This is a genomic window from Mycobacterium paraseoulense (genome assembly GCF_010731655.1).
GTDB lineage: Bacteria > Actinomycetota > Actinomycetes > Mycobacteriales > Mycobacteriaceae > Mycobacterium > Mycobacterium paraseoulense.
Map to the genome: position 1 here is coordinate 2,224,876 of NZ_AP022619.1, position 17,976 is coordinate 2,242,851.

Below are 17,976 nucleotides of genomic sequence, written 5' to 3' on the forward strand. Positions count from 1 at the left end.
CCACGAACCGCGCATGCTCATCGACGGCAAGCTCGTCGAGTCCGTATCCGGGCGGCGATTCGACAACGTCAATCCGGCGACTGAGGAGGTGCTCGGCACCACCTGCGACGGCACCCACGCCGACATGGAACGCGCCATCGCTGCGGCACGGCACGCGTTCGACAACACCGAATGGTCGCGGGACGGCGAGGCGCGAGCCGCCGGCCTGCGGCAGCTGCAGGCGGCGCTGGAAGCCGAACGTGAGGACTTACGCAGCGAGCTCGTCGCGGAGGTCGGCTGTCCCGTGCTGTCCACCTACGGACCGCAGCTCGACGTCCCCCTCCGCGAAGCGCTTACCTGGCCTGCGGACATGATCGGCGAATTTGCTTGGGAACGGCCGCTTCCCGACAAGGACGCCTTCGGCCTGGGCAGCCTGACGACCCGCGAAGTCTGGAAGGAGCCGATCGGCGTCGTCGGTGTGATCACGCCCTGGAATTTTCCTTTCGAGATCATCCTGAACAAGATCGGCCCCGTCCTGGCGATGGGTAACACCTGCGTGCTCAAGCCCGCACCGGACACACCGTGGAACGCCACCAGGATCGGCCGCATCATCGCCGAACACACCAACATCCCGCCCGGGGTCATCAACATCGTTCCGTCGTCCGATCATTCCGTCGGAGAGGTGATTTCGACCTCGCCACTGGTAGACATGGTGGCGTTCACCGGCTCGACGGCCACCGGCAGGCGCATCATGGCGGCGGCCGCCCAGACCATCAAGTCCACCTTCCTCGAACTCGGGGGCAAGTCCGTGTACCTCGTCCTCGACGAGGAGGGAGACATCGGCGGTGCGGTCGGCGGCAGCGCCTTCATCTGCATGCACGCCGGGCAGGGCTGCGCGATGCCCACCCGACTGCTGGTCCCCAACTCGCGCTACGACGAAGCGGTCGAAATCGTCAAGACAGCCATGGAGAACAACAAATACGGCGACCCCACTGATCCGTCGGTGCTGCAGGGTCCACTTGTTTCCAAAAAGCAGCACGACCGCGTGCTCGGCTACATCGAGAAGGGTAAGCAGGAAGGCGCCCGGCTGGTCACCGGCGGCGGGGTGCCCAAGCATCTTCCCAAGGGCTATTACGTCGAGCCAACGGTATTCGCCGACGTCGACAACAAGATGACGATCGCCCAGGAGGAGATCTTCGGACCGGTGCTGTCGGTCATCGGGTTCGACGGCGACGACGACGCCGTACGCATCGCCAACGATTCCATCTATGGCCTGTCGGGCGTCGTGTTCGCCACTGATCTCGATCGCGCGAAATCCGTCGCACGCCGGATCAGAACCGGCACCCTGGGCATCAACGGCGGGCTCTGGTACGGCGCGGACGCGCCGTTCGGCGGATACAAGCAGTCCGGTGTCGGTCGCCAGTGCGGCACCGAGGGGCTCGAGATCTTCACCGAGACAAAGACCGTCGGCTGGCCTGCCGCCTGACTCCCAACGAAAGAAGCGACAATGAAGTCCAGAGCAGCGGTGTTACGCGGCGTCGGTATCGATTGGGAAGTCACCGACGTCGAGCTCGATCCTCCGCACGCCGGCGAGGTTCTGGTCAAGATGGCCTACGCCGGCATCTGCCATTCTGACGAGCACTTCTACACCGGTGACAGTGTGCCGACGGCCGAGATGGAAGAGATGATGCGGGCGTCCGGCATTCCGGTGCCTGAGTGGTTCCCGATGCTCGGCGGCCACGAGGGCTCGGGTGTCGTCGAAGAGGTCGGTCCCGAGGTGAAGACACTCAAACCTGGTGACCATGTGGCGATCTCGTTCCTGCCTGCTTGCGGTAGCTGCCGATGGTGCGCTACCGGGCACACGTACCTGTGCGACATTGGCTCCGACATTTACAGCAAGGCTATGACCACCGACGGCACCCGGCGTCGCCACCTCGGCGACGAGGACCTGATGGCGATGATGCAGGTCGGCACGTTCTCCGAGTACGTGGTGGCGTCCGAGCGTTCGCTGGTTAAAGTGAATGACTGGATCCCCCTGGAAGCCGCGTCACTAGTGTCCTGCGGTGTGACAACGGGATTCGGGTCGGGATCCGTCGCGGCAGGCACGCGAGCGGGTGACACCGTCGTTGTGATTGGTGTCGGCGGAATCGGCATGAACGCGGTGCAGGGCGCGAAGGTCGCGGGCGCCAAGCACATCGTCGCCATCGACCCCAACGAATTCAAGCGTCAGATCGCGCCGACATTCGGCGCAACCCACACCGCCGTCGACGCCGGTGCGGCAGTGGAACTTGTCAAGGAGATCACCTGGGGAGTCATGGCCGACCGCGTCGTTCTCACCCCAGGGGTGGTGCCCTCAGACCTGATCTTTACGGCGATGATGTTGTTGCGCAAGGGCGGAACCTGTGTGCTGACCGGGATGGCCAAGATCACCGACATGATGGTCCCGATGATGCTCGGCGACATGGTCAACTCCTGCAAGACCTTCAAAGGGGCGCTCTACGGCGAGATGAACCCGCGCGAAGCCATGCCCAAGCTGCTATCGATGTACGAGGCAGGCCTGATCAAACTCGACGAGCTGGTCACTCAGAAATACAAGCTCGACGACATCAACGAGGCCATGAGAGACCTCCGGGCGGGCAATAACATCCGCGGCGTCATCGCCTTCGAGTAAGCGCAGTTTTCGACACCTTCGGGGGAGGATACGGTGATTCGACTCAGCGGGTGGGATGCGTCGATGTTGTACTCGGAGACGCCGACCGTGCACATGCACACTCTCAAGGTCGCCGTTCTAGACCTGGCAACCAACGAACAGCATTGCGGCATCGAACAGTTCCGTCAAGTGATCGCCCGTCGGCTTTACAAGCTGGATCCGTTCCGGTTCGAACTGATCGACATCCCCTTCAAATTCCATCACCCGATGTGGCGGGAAAATGTCGAGATAGACCTGGACTACCACGTCAGGGCGGTCCGGGTGGCGAGCCCCGGCGGGCGGCGGCAGGTCGACGAGGTCGTCGGCGAAATAGCCAGCACGCCGTTGGACCGCAGCAGGCCACTATGGGAGCTCTACCTGCTGGAGGGTCTTGCCGACAACAGAGCGGCGGTTATCCGGCATGGACAAATCCATCTCCCATTCCGTCCCCCTTCGGCAATGGTGTACGGATCAGCGCACGCCTTGCAAAATCATGACGCCGGAGGGCACACCCCCGCCCGTACTCACCACCGCGGTTTCGGCACCCCCGACCTGACGGTTGCCGGCCTGATGGCGCAATTGGAGTACCGCTTCGTAGACGAATCCGAACCGGTGCAGACGCCCCTCAGACAGCTGACCACCGTGCGTATTGAGCGGTAGCTCCCCGTCCGGCGCGATGCGCCCGCCACCGTCCAGCCAGTCCTGGGCCTCGCCGAAGCCGCAGAAACCCAAGGCTTCCAACCACGATACGCAGTTGAACGTGAAGCCATCGTAGAGCAGGGCAAGGTCGATGTCCTTGGGACGCAAGTCGGTTCGGCTCCACAAGTGTGCCGCCTGGCCGATGACTTGTGGCTCGTGCGTAAGTGTGCCCTGGTCCCACGAGACGCGTTCGAGGATCTGCGTTCCGGCGGCCGCGCAGCGCACCGCGGGACGCGGCAAATCGTTGGCGACCGACGCCTCGGAGACCACGACCGCTATCGAACCGTCGCATGGAACGTCGCAGTCGTAAAGCCCGAACGGCGAGGTAATCGCTCGCGCGGCAAAGTAGTCCTTCATCGTCATCGGGTCGCGGTAGATAGCCGCCGGATTGAGCGCCGCGTTGCGGCGCGCGTTCACGGCGATCATGCCGAAGAGCTTCCGGTCACTGCCGTAACGGTGCAGATACTGGTTGGCGTTCACCCCAATCCAGTTGGCCGCTGATGCCGCGCCAAAGGGCAATGACCATTGCTGCGGCCCCGCAACGCGCCCGCCGGCCGCAGATAGCCGAAGCGCTGCAAACGTCGACTCCCAGACCGTCCGGAAGCACAGGACGTGCCTACACAGACCGGAAGCCACCGCCATCATCGCCGCGATGATCGCGCCGCCCTGCCCGGGCAGCTCCATGCCGCCGTTGATCCACGTCGGATGCAGGCGCAACGCCTCCTCGACCGCGGCGATACCGCCTTCACTCATGCCCATCCCCACGGGTCCTGGGTAGGTCGAAAGGCCGTCGATATCATCAGGTTTCAGACCGGCATCATCGATCGCGGTCAGGCACGCGTCCACCGTAAGAGACAGCGGATCGACCATCAGCCGACGACCCGTTGCGGACCGGCCGATGCCGGATATCACGGACCGATGCTCGAACCGCTCGCTCGTTACCGGCCCTCGCGGCTCGGGCGAAAGCGGTGGACCTACCAGGTCCCGGTCGTCGGTGCCTCCAGTGGGCTCGAACAATGGAATCCAAACGTCGTCTACGTTTTCGAACCGCACGGTGACGCGCTGACCGACATGCACCTCCCCAGGCCGGCACCCCACGATGTTGGTTGTCAGCCGCACCTCCGCGCACTCGTCGAGGGCGACCACGGCGATGACATAAGGTAGCGGGAAGCCGGGTAGCCACGGATGTTCATTGAGCGTGTAGCCCACCACCGTCGCTCGACCTGAAACAATCTCTGGTGCAGACGATGTCGCACGACACGACGGACAGATTGGCACCGGTGGATGCACATACGTGCGGCATTCGGAGCAACGCTGGATGCGCAGGTTGCCGTCCTCACCCGAGGACCAGAACCACCGGTTCCAGGGTGTGAGCTCGGGTAGTGGTCTCATGAGCTAGGCGCTCGGCAAGAGCCGGCGCAACGTCGAGCTGCGCGCACACGCCCCGAGGCCGTCTCCTGGGCAAGGGGGCGGGCACCCGCAGTCGTTGTGAATACCTGTATTCTCATAAATAAGTATGACCATTGCCACCATGATGCCACAGCGCGCGGGCCAACCCCGGAGGGGGTGCCCGACGCAGCGTGCGGCCACTTTGTGGTTCACACCCGCGTAATTGCCGCAACCGCGCTCGGCTAAGCCGCCCGACTCGCAGGGCTTTTTGTGACTGGGGAGCCGATGAGCCCGCGGCTGCCGTGCGTTGCGAAGCAAGCCCATCGGTGCCGGGACTTAGCAAAAGCTGCCATTGACTAATGTCACCATTTGGTATTGACTTCATGGCATGGCGGACGGTGTTCCGGCCCGCGGGTCATTGCGGTCCCGCGGCGCGGCAGCGGTAAGTGCTTACACCCTGCGGCCGGTCACCGGCCTGCTACCACCCGAGCGGGCATGGGGTCTGTGGCTGTCCCGCCAAATCGTCGCCCGGATCATGGGCACATTCGGGCCCTCACTGGCGGGCACCCGAGTCGAACACGTGGACACGACGCTGCCCGACGGCCGCCGCGTCAAGGGTGAATGGGTCTACGGACCACGCACGCCGACAAGCGAAACCGGACGGTCGTCCACCTCCGCGGGGGCCATCTATTACGTGCATGGCAGCGGCTACGCTGTGTGCTCAGCAAAGACGCACCGGCGCTTGACGTCCTGGCTGTCGTCGCTGACCGGTCTGCCGGTGTTCAGCATCGACTACCGACTCGCGCCCCGCCACCGCTTCCCCACCGCGGCCCACGACGTCCGGTCGGGGTGGGACTGGCTGCGGGGATCGTGTGGTTTGTCGTCGAAAGGGCTTGTCGTCGTCGCGGATTCGGCGGGCGGTCACCTGGCCGTCGACATGATGCTGCAACCCGAGGTGGCGGCCAACAATCCCGCCGCGCTGACACTGTTCTCCCCGCTGTACGACCTCACCTTCGGGCTGTGCTTTGCCCGCGAACGGATGCGCCGTGACCCCGCGATCCGGGCGGCCGACGCGGCCCGCCTGGTCGGGATGTATCACGCCGGCGTCGATCCCACGCATCAGCGGCTGACGCTGAATGTCGCCGGCGGGCCGCCGCTTCCGCCGACGTTGATCCAGGCCGGCGGGGCGGAGATGCTCCAGGACGACGCGCGTCAGCTCGCCGCCGATATCCAAACCGCCGGCGGCCGGTGCGAACTCCAGATCTGGCCGCACCAGGTGCACGTCTTCCAGGCGCTGCCCCGGTTGATACCCGACGCCGCCGCGGCCATGGGGTACGTCGCGCGGTTCATCACCCACGCTTTGCAGGATGCGCGCGCGGTGACGGAGGTGGGCTGAGCAATGTTGGACAGACTGCTGGGCAGGTCGAAAACCAGCCGCGGCGCGTCGGCGGTGGTGACCGGCGCGGGAAGCGGCATCGGGGCTGCCTTCGCCGCCGAACTCGGACGTCGCGGCGGCGCGGTCGTCTGTAGCGACATCGACGAAGCCGCCGCCCAACGGACCGCCGACGCGATCACCGAACGGGGCGCGAAGGCCATTGCGATCCGCTGCGACGTCTCGAAATTCGAGGACGTACAGGCGCTGGCCGAGCAATCGCAGGACTGGTTTTCCGGGCCGCCCACGCTGGAGATCAACAACGCCGGTGTCGGCGCCGGCGGTGCGGCCATCGGCGATGCGCCGCTGGACGATTGGGTGTGGACCCTGGGCATCAACCTGTGGGGGCCGATTCACGGCTGCCACGTGTTCACCCCGATCCTGCGGGAGGCCGCCCGGTCCCACGCTCCCCGCGGCATCATCAACGTCGCCTCCGCGGCGGCGTTCGGCGCGGCACCGGGGATGGCCGCCTACAACGTCAGCAAGGCCGGGGTGCTCTCACTGTCGGAGACATTGGCCGCCGAATTGGCCGGCACCGCGGTGCGAGTCACCGTGCTGTGCCCCACCTTCGTCAAGACCAATATCGTCGAGTCAGGCCGCATCAGCGAGGAATCCAGCGAGCTGGCCAACAAATTGATGCGCTGGACCGGGTTCTCGGCCGACAAGGTCGCGCGGATATGCCTGGACGCCCACGACCGCGGCGACCTGTACTGCATGCCGCAACTCGACGCCAAGATCGGGTGGAGCATCAAGCGCCTTGCCCCGCAGGCCTACACGCGTGCGGCCGGCCTGGTGTCCCGAATCAACCTGCCGTAATCACCACCAACGCAAAGGAGCTCCCGATGGCCATCGACATGGAAGCTATGCTCGCCAAGATCAAGGATCGCCAGTGGGCGCTCGCCGACATCGATTGGGACGCACCCGGCGCCGAAATGATCAGTGATGAACAGCGGCCACAGCTCAAGGCGTTCATGGCCGACCTATGCTGGATCGAGAACATCGGCGCCAGGGGCTTCGCTGCGCTAGCGAAGAAGGCACCCACACCGACCATTGCCGAGATCTACCGGTATTTCCACGCCGAGGAGCAGCGTCACGCCAACGCTGAACTGGCGCTGATGAAGCGTTGGGGCATGCTCGAGGACGGTGAGATTCCCGAGCCGAACGTGAACATCCGACTGGCGATCGACTGGCTGGACCGCTGGGCCGACGACATGCCGCTGTCTCTGCTGGGCACGGTCATTCCGATGCTCGAAGTCGCACTGGACGGCGCCCTGTTGAAATTCCTCCTCGATGAGGTGCACGACCCCATCTGCCACCAGGTCTTCGAGAAGATCAACAATGACGAATCACGCCATCTGGTTGTCGATTTCGAAGTCCTCGACATGATCGGGCACGCGAAGATCCGACGGTTACTGATCGACTTCGTCGGTCACAATGCCACTCCGGGTCTCATCATCGGTGCGATCATGGGCGCACCGCTGATCAACAGGATCCGCAACGAGATCACGGCCATGGGTATGGAGCCGGAGCGGCTTTACAGAGCCGTGAAAAGATTCAAAGAGCTTGGCGATCGCGGCGAACGTACCAGGCGGGTACCGACATATCGTTTCCTGAGGCGTTACGCGGGAGTGGTCACAAATCCACGCCACCCGTACCACCTGCTGGCGAATTCGATGGTATGGCTTTCCGACCGATATCCGCGGCCCCTGCTTCCGTCGGTACCGACTTGGGTTGGAGAACTCACCCACGAGCCGGCGGCGTGACCATGGCAGGCGACCACACCCACGCGGTGCTCATCGTCGGCGCCGGCTTCACCGGACTGGGCGCGGCGATCCGATTGGCCGACGCCGGGGTCGACGACATCGTGATCCTCGAACGCGGCGACCGGGTCGGCGGAACGTGGCGCGACACCACCTATCCCGGCGCCAGCTGTGACGTTCCCTCGCTGCTGTACTCGTACTCGTTCGTCAAGAACCCGGCCTGGTCGCGCACCTACTCCCCCGCGCCGGAGATCTGCCGCCACCTGGAAGACATGGCGACCAGGTTCGACATCCGCCGCCACATCCGATTCGGCCACGAGGTCAGCGGCTTGGCGTTCGACGAGGATCGCGGAGTCTGGACCGCAACCACCAAAGGCCGCAAGCGATTCCGCGCACGCACCGTCGTGCTCGCATCCGGGCCGTTGTCGGACGTCAGCTTTCCCGGCATCCGCGGGCTGGACAGCTATCGCGGACACAAGATTCACAGCGCCCGCTGGAACCACGACTACGACTTCGCCGGCAAGCGGGTCGCCGTCATCGGCACCGGCGCCAGCGCGATCCAGATCGTCCCCGAGCTGGTGAAGCGGGCCGGGTTCGTCAAGGTCTTCCAACGCACCCCGTGCTGGGTGTTGCCCCGCCTGGATGTCGCCACCCCACCCGCCGTCCAAACCCTGTTCACCAAAGTCCCTGCCGCCCAGCAGCTTGCCCGTCAGGCCCTGTTCTGGGGCCACGAGGCCAGCGCCACGGCGCTGGTGTGGGATACCCCGCTGACCTCGCTGGTCGCGCGCCTGGGGCGGGCCCATCTGCGGACGCGGGTGAAGGACCCGTGGCTGCGGCGGCAGCTGACGCCGGACTTCCGCCCGGGGTGCAAGCGCATGCTGGTCTCCAGCGACTACTACCCCGCCCTGCAGCGGGACAACTGCAAGCTCATCGACTGGCCGATCGCCACCCTGAGCCCGGTCGGCATCCGCACCAGCGACGGCATCGAGCACCACCTCGACTGCATCGTGTTCGCCACCGGCTACGACGTCCACCTGACCGGTCCGCCGTTTCCGGTCACCGGGCTCGGCGGCCGGTCGCTCGCCGACGAATGGGCCGGCGGCGCACAGGCTTACAAGAGCATCAACGTGCACGGATATCCGAACCTGTTCGTGATGACCGGGCCCAACTCCGGGCCGGGCCACAACTCCCTGCTGGTCTACATCGAGGGGCAGCTGGAGTACGCGGTGCGCGGGATCACCGCCATCCTCGACGACGACCTGCGCTATCTCGATGTGCGACAAGAGGTCCAGCGCCGGCACAACGACGGCCTCCAGCGGCGCCTCACCAAGACGACGTGGATGTCGGGCTGCCGCAGTTGGTACCTCACCAAGGACGGATACAACGGGTCGATGTACCCGGGTTTCGCGACGCAGTATCTTCGGCAGATGAGGGATTTCCGCTACGAGGATTACCGGGCGGTGGCGCGCCGCACCCAGGCGGCTGCCGTCTCGTCGGGCTGACACATGGCGCCGGACCGCCCGCTCGACCGTTCTCCACGACCCGAACCCGGCACGATCGCCAGCGTGTTGCACAACGTGCGGCGCGCGCCCAAGCGCGTTCGGCGTCAGTCGCGGGAATACCGGCAATTGATCGAGACGGCGGTGTCGCAACTGTTCGACGCCGCGGTTCGCCACCCCCACGGCGACCCCGCATCCGGTGAATACCGGATCGACGACCTGGCCCGGCTGGCCGGCACCACCACCCGCAACATCCGGGTCTACCGCGACCGCGGGTTGCTTCCCCCACCGTTGCGCGTCGGCCGCATCGCATTGTTCAACGACACCCACCTGACCCGGCTGCGGCTGATCACCTCGATGCTCGACCGCGGATACAACATCGCGCACGTGCGCGAAATGCTGAGCGCCTGGGAGGAAGGCAAGAGCCTGGGCGACGTGCTGGGTCTCGAGACGGCGATCGTGGGCACCTGGACCACCGAGAAACCACAGACCATGCCTTTGGTCCAGGCGCAGCGACTCGTCGACGACCCGGACGCCTTCGAGCGACTGGTGGCGCTGCACGTCATCCGTGTCGACGGGGCGCAAGCCACCGTCACCCGTCCCAAACTGATCGAGGCCTTCAACGAAATCCGCGGGTACGGCGTCGAATTGGAGAAACTCATCGACCTCCACGAGCAGATCGTGCCCGAAGTCGACAAGATCAGCGACATGCTCGTGCGCGCCGGGGCCGAGCACGTGCTGGACCGCATCAAGCCCGGCCAGCCCCTGCCGGCCGATGCCGAGATCGCCGAGCTGATCACCATGCTGGTGCGGTTCCGGACTCAAGCCGTGGCGACGGTCACCGCCACGCTCGCGTCGTCGATCGAGTCCAATATCGAGTCACTGGCGAGCCGCATTCTCGCCGACTACCTCGAGTCCAGCTCGTCGGCCTGAACGGTTTGAACTGCCACGTCAGTGCCCGCTCAGGGTCAGCCTTCCCTCTGTCTCGAGAACTTTCCTCGCCGTGATCTTTTCGGTCTTGCGGGCCTCGCGTTCGAGATAGCGCTGCTTGGATTCCTCGAATTTGTCGGAGGCCTGCTCGAGCTCCTTGACCAGCACGGCGAGATCGTCGCGCATCCGCGCGGCTTCGCCGGTGAAGTCTTCGCGTTCGAAGATGCGCCACTTCCTGAGCACGGGCATCACCACCTCGTCGAGATGGATGCGCGGGTCGTAGACGCCGCCGACGGCGATGACCACCGCCTTGCGCCGGAATTCGGGCACCGTGAATCCGGGCATCTTGAAGTTGCGCAGGATTCGGTGGACCGACTTCATCGCCTGGTTCGGGGCGATGTCGAGGCCCGCCGCGCTGACGTCCCGGTAGAAGATCATGTGCAGGTTCTCGTCGTGGGACACCCTGGCCATCAGCTGCTCCGCGATGGGGTCCTGAGAGGCCTTGCCGGTGTTGCGGTGCGAAACGCGGGTGGCCAGCTCCTGAAACGAGACGTACATGACCGAGTCGAACAGGCTCTCGGCGAACATGTCGCCCTGCTGATTCTGCCCCGGGCTGAAGCCCCTGGTCATTTGCTCCAGGCGCAGCCGCTCCAGCGCCACCGGGTCGACCGCGCGAGTGACCACCAGGTAGTCGCGCAGCGCCGTGCTGTGCCGGGCCTCCTCGGCCGTCCACCTGTTGATCCACTGCCCCCAGGGGCCGTCCATGCTGAAGTTCATCGCGATCTCGCGGTGATACGACGGCAAATTGTCCTCGGTCAGCAGGTTTTGCACCATCGCCACCTGCGCGACGTCGGGGAGCCGAGTGTCCCCGGGCTCCCAGTCCTGACCGTCCAGCGCATGGAAATTCTTGCCGTCCGACCACGGGACGTAGTCGTGTGGATTCCACTCTTTGAACATCGAAAGGTGGCGGTTGAGCAGATCCTCGACCACCGGCTCGAGCTCATGGAGTAGCTGCAGGTTAGTCAGATCGTTGGACACAAAGCCCTCCAGTTATGTGTGCCGTCAAGTAACGCACAATGTATCTGTGTCATGCGGTTACATAAAGATGGCACGCCCGGAAGACGCCGAACTAGGGCCAAAGGTCCCTACGCCGGAAGTGACGCCCACCACGCCGCGGCAGCCCGGCCGGGCCACCCGTCAGCCCAGCTGGGGGCTAGCGGCGCGCGACCAGATACGGCGCCAGGGTGGACAGCTTTTCGCAGGTCTCTTCGAATTCACGCTCGGGCGTGGACCCCTCGATGATGCCGGCCCCGGCCCGTAACCACGTCTTGCCGTCGCCTTCGTAGGCCGCCCGCAGTGTCAGTGCGGCGTCCAAACCGCCATCGGCCGAAACCATCACGACCGCCCCGGAATACAGTCCGCGCGGGCCCTCGTCGAGACGCAGGATCGCTTCCACACCGCCCGCTTTCGGGATGCCCGACGCGGTGACCGCCGGGAAAAGCGCTTCCAGCGCATCCATCCGGTCGTTCGACGGACCTAGCCGCCCGCTGACCGTGGACCCGAGATGCTGCACGCTTCCGCGCTCGCGCACCGTCATGAAGTCGTTGACCACCACGCTGCCGGGTTCGGCGATCTCGGTCATCTCCTGAAGCGAACTCCGCACTGAAATCGCATGCTCGACAATCTCTTTGGAATTTGATTCGAGGTCGTCTCGCGCCTGCCGGTCGCGCGCGACCCCGCGTCCCAGCGCGCGAGTGCCCGCCAGCGGCTCGGTCACCACTATCCCGTCGCCTTGGACGGCCGCGACGAGTTCGGGACTGTAGCCGACAGCGCGAATACCGCCAAGCCGCAACAAGAACGACCGCACCGGCGTGTTGTGTCGACGACCCAGCCGGTAGGTGGCCGGGAAGTCCAGCGGGAAAGGCACTTCCAGACACCGGGACAGGATCACCTTGTGGTAGCGGCGCGCCGCGATCTCGTCGACGGCAGAGGCCACCCGGTCGAGGTAGCCGGAAGGATCGGTGCCGACGTCCACTGCGCGAGGCTGGCGCGCCTCGGGCACGCCGCCGCGCAGCAGGCCCATGATCGCGTCGCGATGAACCGCGGTCGCGCCCCACAGCCGGACCTCCTCCCGGGTCACCATGATGCGGGTGCGCGGCCAGAACACACGGGCCAGCGGCGTTCGTGGCCGCAACCGCTGTTGCAGCCCATAGCGGTAGACGCCGAACTCGAAGGCGATCCAGCCGAAGAGTTGGTCGGTCTCCAGCAACAGCCTGTCGATGGCCTCGCCCAGGACGGGCCCGGGCCGCCCCGACCACTGTTGACGCTGAGTGACGCCGTCCCGGATGACGCGCATTTCGTCGCTGTCCAGCTCGATCATCGCGCGCACTCCGCTGGCCAGCACCCATTGCCCGCCACGCTCGTAGAGCAGATATTCCTCGCCGGATTGCTCCGGCAGCAGCGCGGCCAGCTCGGCGGCAAGGTCGGCCGGGTCGATGTGTGCGGGAAGGGGAATCGGTGACGACGCAGAGCCGGCGGGACTCGTCTGAACGCTGACCTCGGTCACGGTTAGTAAATGTAGCCTAACCTATCTAAGGGCGCGCAACCGATCCCGTCACCGGCCGGTCTAATCCGGCCGCCCGGTCAGGACTCCCTCGGAGTTAAAGCGCCGGCCACCCCCGAGCAGTGCGGGGGCGCCACCCACGTCGACCCCCTCCCGTTTCGCCGTTGCCGCAGGTGAGAGGGGCGAAGTGGGGCCGCCGCATGGGGCCGGTGACCGCCGGAGTGAATCTCGACACAGTCAAACGTTTCCCGACCGTTTACCTCATGGCCACACAGCGACGGGTCGCCCCCACCGGGCGTCTCCTAGACTCGATGTCTAACCGCGCGAACCCTCTGGCCGGGGATTAGTTGTGTGCTCAACCATTGAAAGAGGAACACCATGTTCGTCATCCGGCTTGCGAACGGCGAAGAGGTTCAGGGCGGCGAGGGCGACGAGCTCGACATCAATCCGGAGACCGGTGTACTCACCGTTTCGCGCGTCGACGGGTTTCAGGAAATCACCACGCATTACTCGCCAATGGCTTGGCTGTCGGTGACCCACCGAAAGAAGGGCGTCGGGGTCCGTCCCTCCCTCATTTCATCGTCGCGCTGATTCCGGGTTGAGCCCACAGCAAATACACAGCACTTTCACACCAAATCCACGCCTGCGCCGCGGGCGGCGGACGCTCGGCAGATCGCCAGCTCCAAGCCTCTGACCAGCGCCTATGCCGGGGCAAGGCCGCCCCGCGGCACCCCGACACGCATGCACTTCATGCTTTGCATTCGAGTGGCGGTTTGACACCTTGAGGGATAAGTTTTGCACGGTCGTCGGGATGTTTGTGGTGGCTCCGCTTGCGGACCGCGCTTTCCCTGATACCGCACTCATCGAGGAAGGCGTCGGATGCTGCAAGAGTTTTGGCACAACTTCACCCATAACCTGTTCAAGCCGCTCCTGCTGTTCTTCTACTTCGGATTCCTCATTCCGATCCTGAAGGTGCGCTTCGAATTTCCCTATGTGATCTATCAGGGTCTGACGATGTACCTGCTGCTGGCCATCGGCTGGCACGGGGGTGAGGAACTCGCCAAGATCAGCGCCGGCAGCGTCGGGGTGATCGTGGGCTTCATGGTGTTGGGGTTCGTGCTCAACTTCGTGATCGGCGGCATCGCCTACCTGCTGTTGAATTGGCTGACTTCGCTTCGACGAATCGACCGTGCGACGGTCGCCGGGTATTACGGGTCGGACTCGGCGGGGACGTTCGCCACCTGCGTGGCCGTCCTGACGGCCATCGGCATGGCGTTCAATGCCTACATGCCGGTGATGTTGGCGGTCATGGAGATTCCGGGCTGCCTGGTGGCGTTGTACTTCGTGGCGCGCCTCCGGCACCGCGGGATGGACGAGGCGGGGAACATGTCCGACGAGCCGGGCTACACCGCGCCGGTCAAGGTTGGAGTGGGGCCCGGCGCCGCCGCGATGCCCCCGCACGGCCAGAGCCTCGAGGAGTCCGAGCACGAGCGCGGAATAGAGCAGGAGCTGGAATTCTCCCTGGAAAAGCTCGACCATCCGGACTGGGAGCCGGACCAGAGCCCGCCGCGCACCGCCGGCAAAAGGGCGCCCATTTTCTCCCGGGAGCTGTTCCAAGAGGTGTTCCTCAACCCCGGGCTCGTCCTGCTCATGGGTGGCATCATCATCGGCCTGGTCAGTGGGCTGCAGGGCCAGAAGGTGGTCGCCGACGACGACAGGTTCTTTGTCCTGGCGTTCCAGGGCGTGCTCTGTTTGTTCCTGCTCGAGATGGGCATGACCGCCTCCCGGAAGCTGAAGGACCTGCGAACGGCCGGCCCCGGCTTCATCTTCTTCGGCCTCCTCGCCCCGAATATCTTTGCGCCGCTTGGCATCCTGGTCGCCCACAGCTACGCGTCGCTCACTCACGCCGATTTCAAGCCGGGAACCTACGTGCTGTTCGCGGTGCTCTGCGGCGCGGCCTCCTACATCGCCGTCCCGGCTGTCCAGCGGCTGGCGATCCCCGAAGCCAGCCCCACCCTGCCGTTGGCCGCATCGCTGGGCCTGACGTTCTCCTACAACGTCACCATCGGAATCCCGCTCTACATCGAGGTCAACCGGCTGATCGCGCACTGGTTCTAGGTCCGGCCCTCGCCGAGAACCGCAGGGGTCACCGAATCATGGTGGGCAGCAGCCTCTTTGGCGGGTCGCGACGGAGCCTCGGGTGGGATCCCGATTCCGCTCGTCGTTAATTGTTCGTAAAGACGGGTTGGGCCGGACCCCCGAAGCCGGCGGTTCCACTAGGTTCGTTGACGCCGCGAGTCGGTTGCTGCCCCCCGCAGCACCCGGCCGCGTCGCCGGGAGGCGCACATGGTTTACGAGTTGTGGGAAAACTTCATCCACAACCTCTTCAAGCCGCTGTTGCTGTTCTTCTATTTCGGGTTCCTCATCCCGATCTTGAAGGTGCGGTTCGAGTTCCCGTACGTGATCTATCAGGGCCTGACCATGTACCTGCTGGTGGCGATCGGCTGGCAGGGCGGCGAAGAACTGGCCAAAGTCAAACCCGCCGACATCGACAACATCGCCGGGTTCGTCGCGCTGGGCTTCACGCTGAACGTCGTCATCGGTGCGCTCACCTACGTCCTGCTGAGGTACCTGACCCGGCTGCGACGAGTCGACCGGGCGGCGGTGGCGGGCTACTACGGGTCGGACTCGGCGGGTGCCTTCGCCACCTGCGTGGCCGTGCTCACCAGCGTCAAGATCGCCTTCGACGCCTACATGCCGGTCCTGCTGGCGTTCATGGAGATTCCCGGCTGCCTGGTGGCGCTGTACTTGGTGGCCCGGCTGCGGCACCGGGGCATGGACGACGCCGGGTACATGCCGGACGAGGACGGCTACGCGGCGCCCGCCGCGGGTGGACCGGGCGCGGCCGACCAGCGGAGACTGGGCGAAGACGTGGACGACCGCGTCGACCGCGGGATCGAGGAGGAGCTGGAGCTCTCGCTGGAAAAGCGGGAGCATCCCGAGCGGTACGCCAATAGCGTGCCGCGCACCAAGGCACCGCTGATGTCGCGCGCGATCTTGCAGGAAGTGTTCCTCAACCCCGGACTCATCCTGCTCATCGGCGGCATCGGCATCGGCTTCATCGGTGCGCTGCAGGGCCAGAAGGTGGTGCACGACCAGAACGAGCTTTTCGTCGCGGCGTTTCAGGGCGTGCTGTGCCTGTTCCTGCTCGAGATGGGGATGACGGCGTCGCGCAAGTTGCGCGATCTCAAGTCTGCGGGCAGTGGCTTCATCGTCTTCGGTTTGTTGGCGCCCAACGTGTTTGCGTTGCTGGGAATCGTGGCCGCCTACTGCTACGCGAACCTCACGGACACGCACTTCCAACCGGGCACCTACGTGCTGTTCGCGGTGCTGTGCGGCGCGGCGTCATACATCACGCTTCCGGCGGTGCAACGGCTCGGCATCCCCGAGGCGAGCCCGACCTTGCCGCTGGCCGCCGCGCTGGGTCTGACATTCTCCTACACGGTCACCATCGGGATTCCGCTCTATATCGAGATCAACCGCGTCGTCGCGCACTGGTTCCCGGCCACCTGAGCGCTACCCCAGGACGGTACGCACCACCGCGTCGGCCAGCAGCCGTCCGCGCGGCGTCAGGACGAACCGATCGGCGTCGGCCACCAGCAGCCCGTCGGCGACCGCGCCTTCGGCGCGTTGTTGTTCGGCGGGACCCAGCACGTCACGCGGAAGACCTTGGCGCAGGCGGGTTTTCAACAGCACATCTTCGGTGTGCAGGGTATCGGCGTCCAGGCGCTCGAATCCCGCCACCGGCAACGCGGCACCGGCCAGCCTCTCCGCATAGGTGTTGGGGTGCTTGACATTCCACCACCGCGTGGCGCCGACGTGGCCATGGGCTCCCGGTCCGGCGCCCCACCACTGGCCACCGTCCCAATAGCCGAGATTGTGTCGGCACTCACCGCCGGGTCGCGCCCAGTTGGACACCTCGTACCAGGACATCCCGGCCTCGGAGAGTCGGGCATCGACCAGCTCGTAGCGGTGTGCCAGCACGTCGTCGTCGGGCGGCGCCAGCTCGCCGCGGCGGACCCGCCGGGCCAGCGCGGTGCCGTCCTCGACGACCAGCGCGTAGGCGGACACGTGATCGACGCCGGTGTCGATCGCCGTGTCGACGGAGCGCAGCAGGTCGTCGTCGGACTCCCCCGGGGTTCCATAGATCAGATCGAGGCTGACGTGCTCGAAGCCGGCGTCCAACGCTTCGCGGGCGGCGGCCGCCGATCGGTTCGGGGTGTGGATGCGGTCGAGGACCCCCAACACCCGCGGTGACACCGACTGCATGCCGAGCGACACCCTCGTGTAGCCGGCCGCGCGCACGGCGTCGAAGAAGTCCGGCCAGGCCGACTCCGGGTTGGCCTCGGTGGTGATCTCGGCACCGGGCGCCAGGGTGAAATGCTCGCGCACCATGTCCAGGACCGACGCCACCCGCGCGCCGCCCAGCAGCGACGGCGTCCCGCCCCCGACGAACACCGTGTCGACGGTCGGCCCGGGGAGCCGCTCGGCGGCCAGCTTCAGCTCCGTCCGCAGCGACGCTAGCCAGGCGTCGGGGTTCACCCCGCCCAGCTCGGCGGGCGTGTAGGTGTTGAAATCGCAGTAGCCGCAACGGGTTATGCAGAACGGAACGTGAATGTACATCCCGAACGACCGTCCGGGGACGGGCTGCAGGTCGGGCAGCGCGACCGCTTCCTCGCGAAGTGCCATGCCAAATCATCCCACGGTGCGCCGCCGCCGGCCGGGCCGCCGACAGCTGCGCAGCCGCGCACCCCGACGGCCGGCAGGTTTCCTGGTTGTTCTTACCCGGGCGGCCAGCTTAATGCGGAATTCCGTTCACCGTGAGCGGATATTTGACCTGGTGGCGTCGCCGCCCATCGGGCATGGCACAATGGGCTCGTGACCGTCGCTCAGCCCAGCCTTCGCATTGCGCTCGTGGCGCGGCGGCACATTGATCTCAAGCGCGTTTGCAGCTGTTGCTGTCTTCCTTGATGTCG

Annotated in this window: 15 protein-coding genes and 1 pseudogene; 12 read left to right on the top strand and 4 right to left on the bottom strand. The window is 65.4% G+C overall.

Annotated features, from left to right (window positions below; all coding sequences use genetic code 11):
- The first annotated feature begins 13 nt into the window (after positions 1–13).
- The 3 genes and pseudogenes from G6N51_RS10245 to G6N51_RS10255 form a co-directional block, all read left to right on the top strand.
- The gene (locus G6N51_RS10245) at positions 14–1,465 is read left to right on the top strand and encodes an aldehyde dehydrogenase family protein (protein ID WP_174814379.1); all 1,452 of its coding nucleotides are present in this window, start codon (positions 14–16) and stop codon (positions 1,463–1,465) included.
- A 21-nt stretch (positions 1,466–1,486) separates the two neighbouring features.
- Positions 1,487–2,650, top strand: a complete 1,164-nt coding sequence (locus tag G6N51_RS10250) for an NDMA-dependent alcohol dehydrogenase (RefSeq protein ID WP_083168927.1) — start codon at positions 1,487–1,489, stop codon at positions 2,648–2,650.
- A gap of 33 nt (positions 2,651–2,683) precedes the next feature.
- Positions 2,684–3,103, top strand: a pseudogene (locus tag G6N51_RS10255) (wax ester/triacylglycerol synthase domain-containing protein); the annotation flags it as partial.
- 36 nt (positions 3,104–3,139) lie between these two features.
- On the opposite strand, the gene G6N51_RS10260 reads toward G6N51_RS10255, so the two are convergent.
- Entirely contained in the window at positions 3,140–4,759 is a 1,620-nt protein-coding gene (locus G6N51_RS10260; protein WP_083168924.1) for a thiolase C-terminal domain-containing protein, read from the bottom strand.
- A 385-nt stretch (positions 4,760–5,144) separates the two neighbouring features.
- On the opposite strand from G6N51_RS10260, the gene G6N51_RS10265 reads away from it, so the two are divergent.
- From G6N51_RS10265 to G6N51_RS10285, 5 genes are read left to right on the top strand one after another with little or no spacing between them, the layout of a single operon-like run.
- Positions 5,145–6,152, top strand: coding sequence for an alpha/beta hydrolase (locus tag G6N51_RS10265; RefSeq protein ID WP_083168921.1), 1,008 nt, complete (start codon positions 5,145–5,147; stop codon positions 6,150–6,152).
- A 3-nt stretch (positions 6,153–6,155) separates the two neighbouring features.
- Positions 6,156–7,004 carry an SDR family NAD(P)-dependent oxidoreductase gene (locus G6N51_RS10270; RefSeq protein ID WP_083168918.1) on the top strand — a complete coding sequence of 283 codons (849 nt, stop codon included), beginning with the start codon at positions 6,156–6,158 and terminating at the stop codon, positions 7,002–7,004.
- 26 nt (positions 7,005–7,030) lie between these two features.
- The gene (locus G6N51_RS10275) at positions 7,031–7,951 is read left to right on the top strand and encodes a reductase (RefSeq protein ID WP_083168915.1); all 921 of its coding nucleotides are present in this window, start codon (positions 7,031–7,033) and stop codon (positions 7,949–7,951) included.
- Entirely contained in the window at positions 7,948–9,450 is a 1,503-nt protein-coding gene (locus G6N51_RS10280) for a flavin-containing monooxygenase (RefSeq protein WP_083168913.1), read from the top strand. Before G6N51_RS10275 ends, G6N51_RS10280 begins: the two co-directional genes overlap by 4 nt.
- A 3-nt stretch (positions 9,451–9,453) precedes the next feature.
- The gene (locus G6N51_RS10285; protein WP_083168911.1) at positions 9,454–10,380 is read left to right on the top strand and encodes a MerR family transcriptional regulator; all 927 of its coding nucleotides are present in this window, start codon (positions 9,454–9,456) and stop codon (positions 10,378–10,380) included.
- Between the two features lie 18 nt (positions 10,381–10,398).
- On the opposite strand, the gene G6N51_RS10290 is transcribed toward G6N51_RS10285, so the two are convergent.
- Positions 10,399–11,415, bottom strand: a complete 1,017-nt coding sequence (locus G6N51_RS10290; protein WP_083168909.1) for an acyl-ACP desaturase — start codon at positions 11,413–11,415, stop codon at positions 10,399–10,401.
- 175 nt (positions 11,416–11,590) lie between these two features.
- Positions 11,591–12,943, bottom strand: a complete 1,353-nt coding sequence (locus G6N51_RS10295; protein WP_083168906.1) for a salicylate synthase — start codon at positions 12,941–12,943, stop codon at positions 11,591–11,593.
- Between the two features lie 375 nt (positions 12,944–13,318).
- Between G6N51_RS10295 and G6N51_RS10300 the strand changes: the two genes are divergently transcribed.
- The 3 genes from G6N51_RS10300 to G6N51_RS10310 all read left to right on the top strand — a co-directional run bounded on the left by G6N51_RS10300 (position 13,319) and on the right by G6N51_RS10310 (position 16,513).
- On the top strand, positions 13,319–13,531 hold the full coding sequence (locus G6N51_RS10300; protein WP_083168903.1) for a hypothetical protein: 213 nt from the start codon (positions 13,319–13,321) through the stop codon (positions 13,529–13,531).
- Between the two features lie 288 nt (positions 13,532–13,819).
- Positions 13,820–15,058 carry a sodium-dependent bicarbonate transport family permease gene (locus tag G6N51_RS10305; RefSeq protein WP_083168900.1) on the top strand — a complete coding sequence of 413 codons (1,239 nt, stop codon included), beginning with the start codon at positions 13,820–13,822 and terminating at the stop codon, positions 15,056–15,058.
- Positions 15,059–15,286: 228 nt separating this feature from the next.
- Positions 15,287–16,513, top strand: coding sequence for a sodium-dependent bicarbonate transport family permease (locus tag G6N51_RS10310; RefSeq protein WP_083168886.1), 1,227 nt, complete (start codon positions 15,287–15,289; stop codon positions 16,511–16,513).
- A 3-nt stretch (positions 16,514–16,516) separates the two neighbouring features.
- Here the strand turns inward: G6N51_RS10310 and hemW are convergent, their stop codons facing one another.
- Positions 16,517–17,689: a radical SAM family heme chaperone HemW gene (hemW, locus tag G6N51_RS10315; RefSeq protein ID WP_083168883.1), complete on the bottom strand. Its 1,173-nt coding sequence runs from the start codon at positions 17,687–17,689 to the stop codon at positions 16,517–16,519.
- 225 nt (positions 17,690–17,914) lie between these two features.
- Here hemW and G6N51_RS29645 point away from each other — a divergent pair, with 225 nt between their 5' ends.
- Positions 17,915–17,971, top strand: coding sequence for an Ms4527A family Cys-rich leader peptide (locus tag G6N51_RS29645; protein ID WP_368072687.1), 57 nt, complete (start codon positions 17,915–17,917; stop codon positions 17,969–17,971).
- The last annotated feature ends 5 nt before the right edge of the window (positions 17,972–17,976 follow it).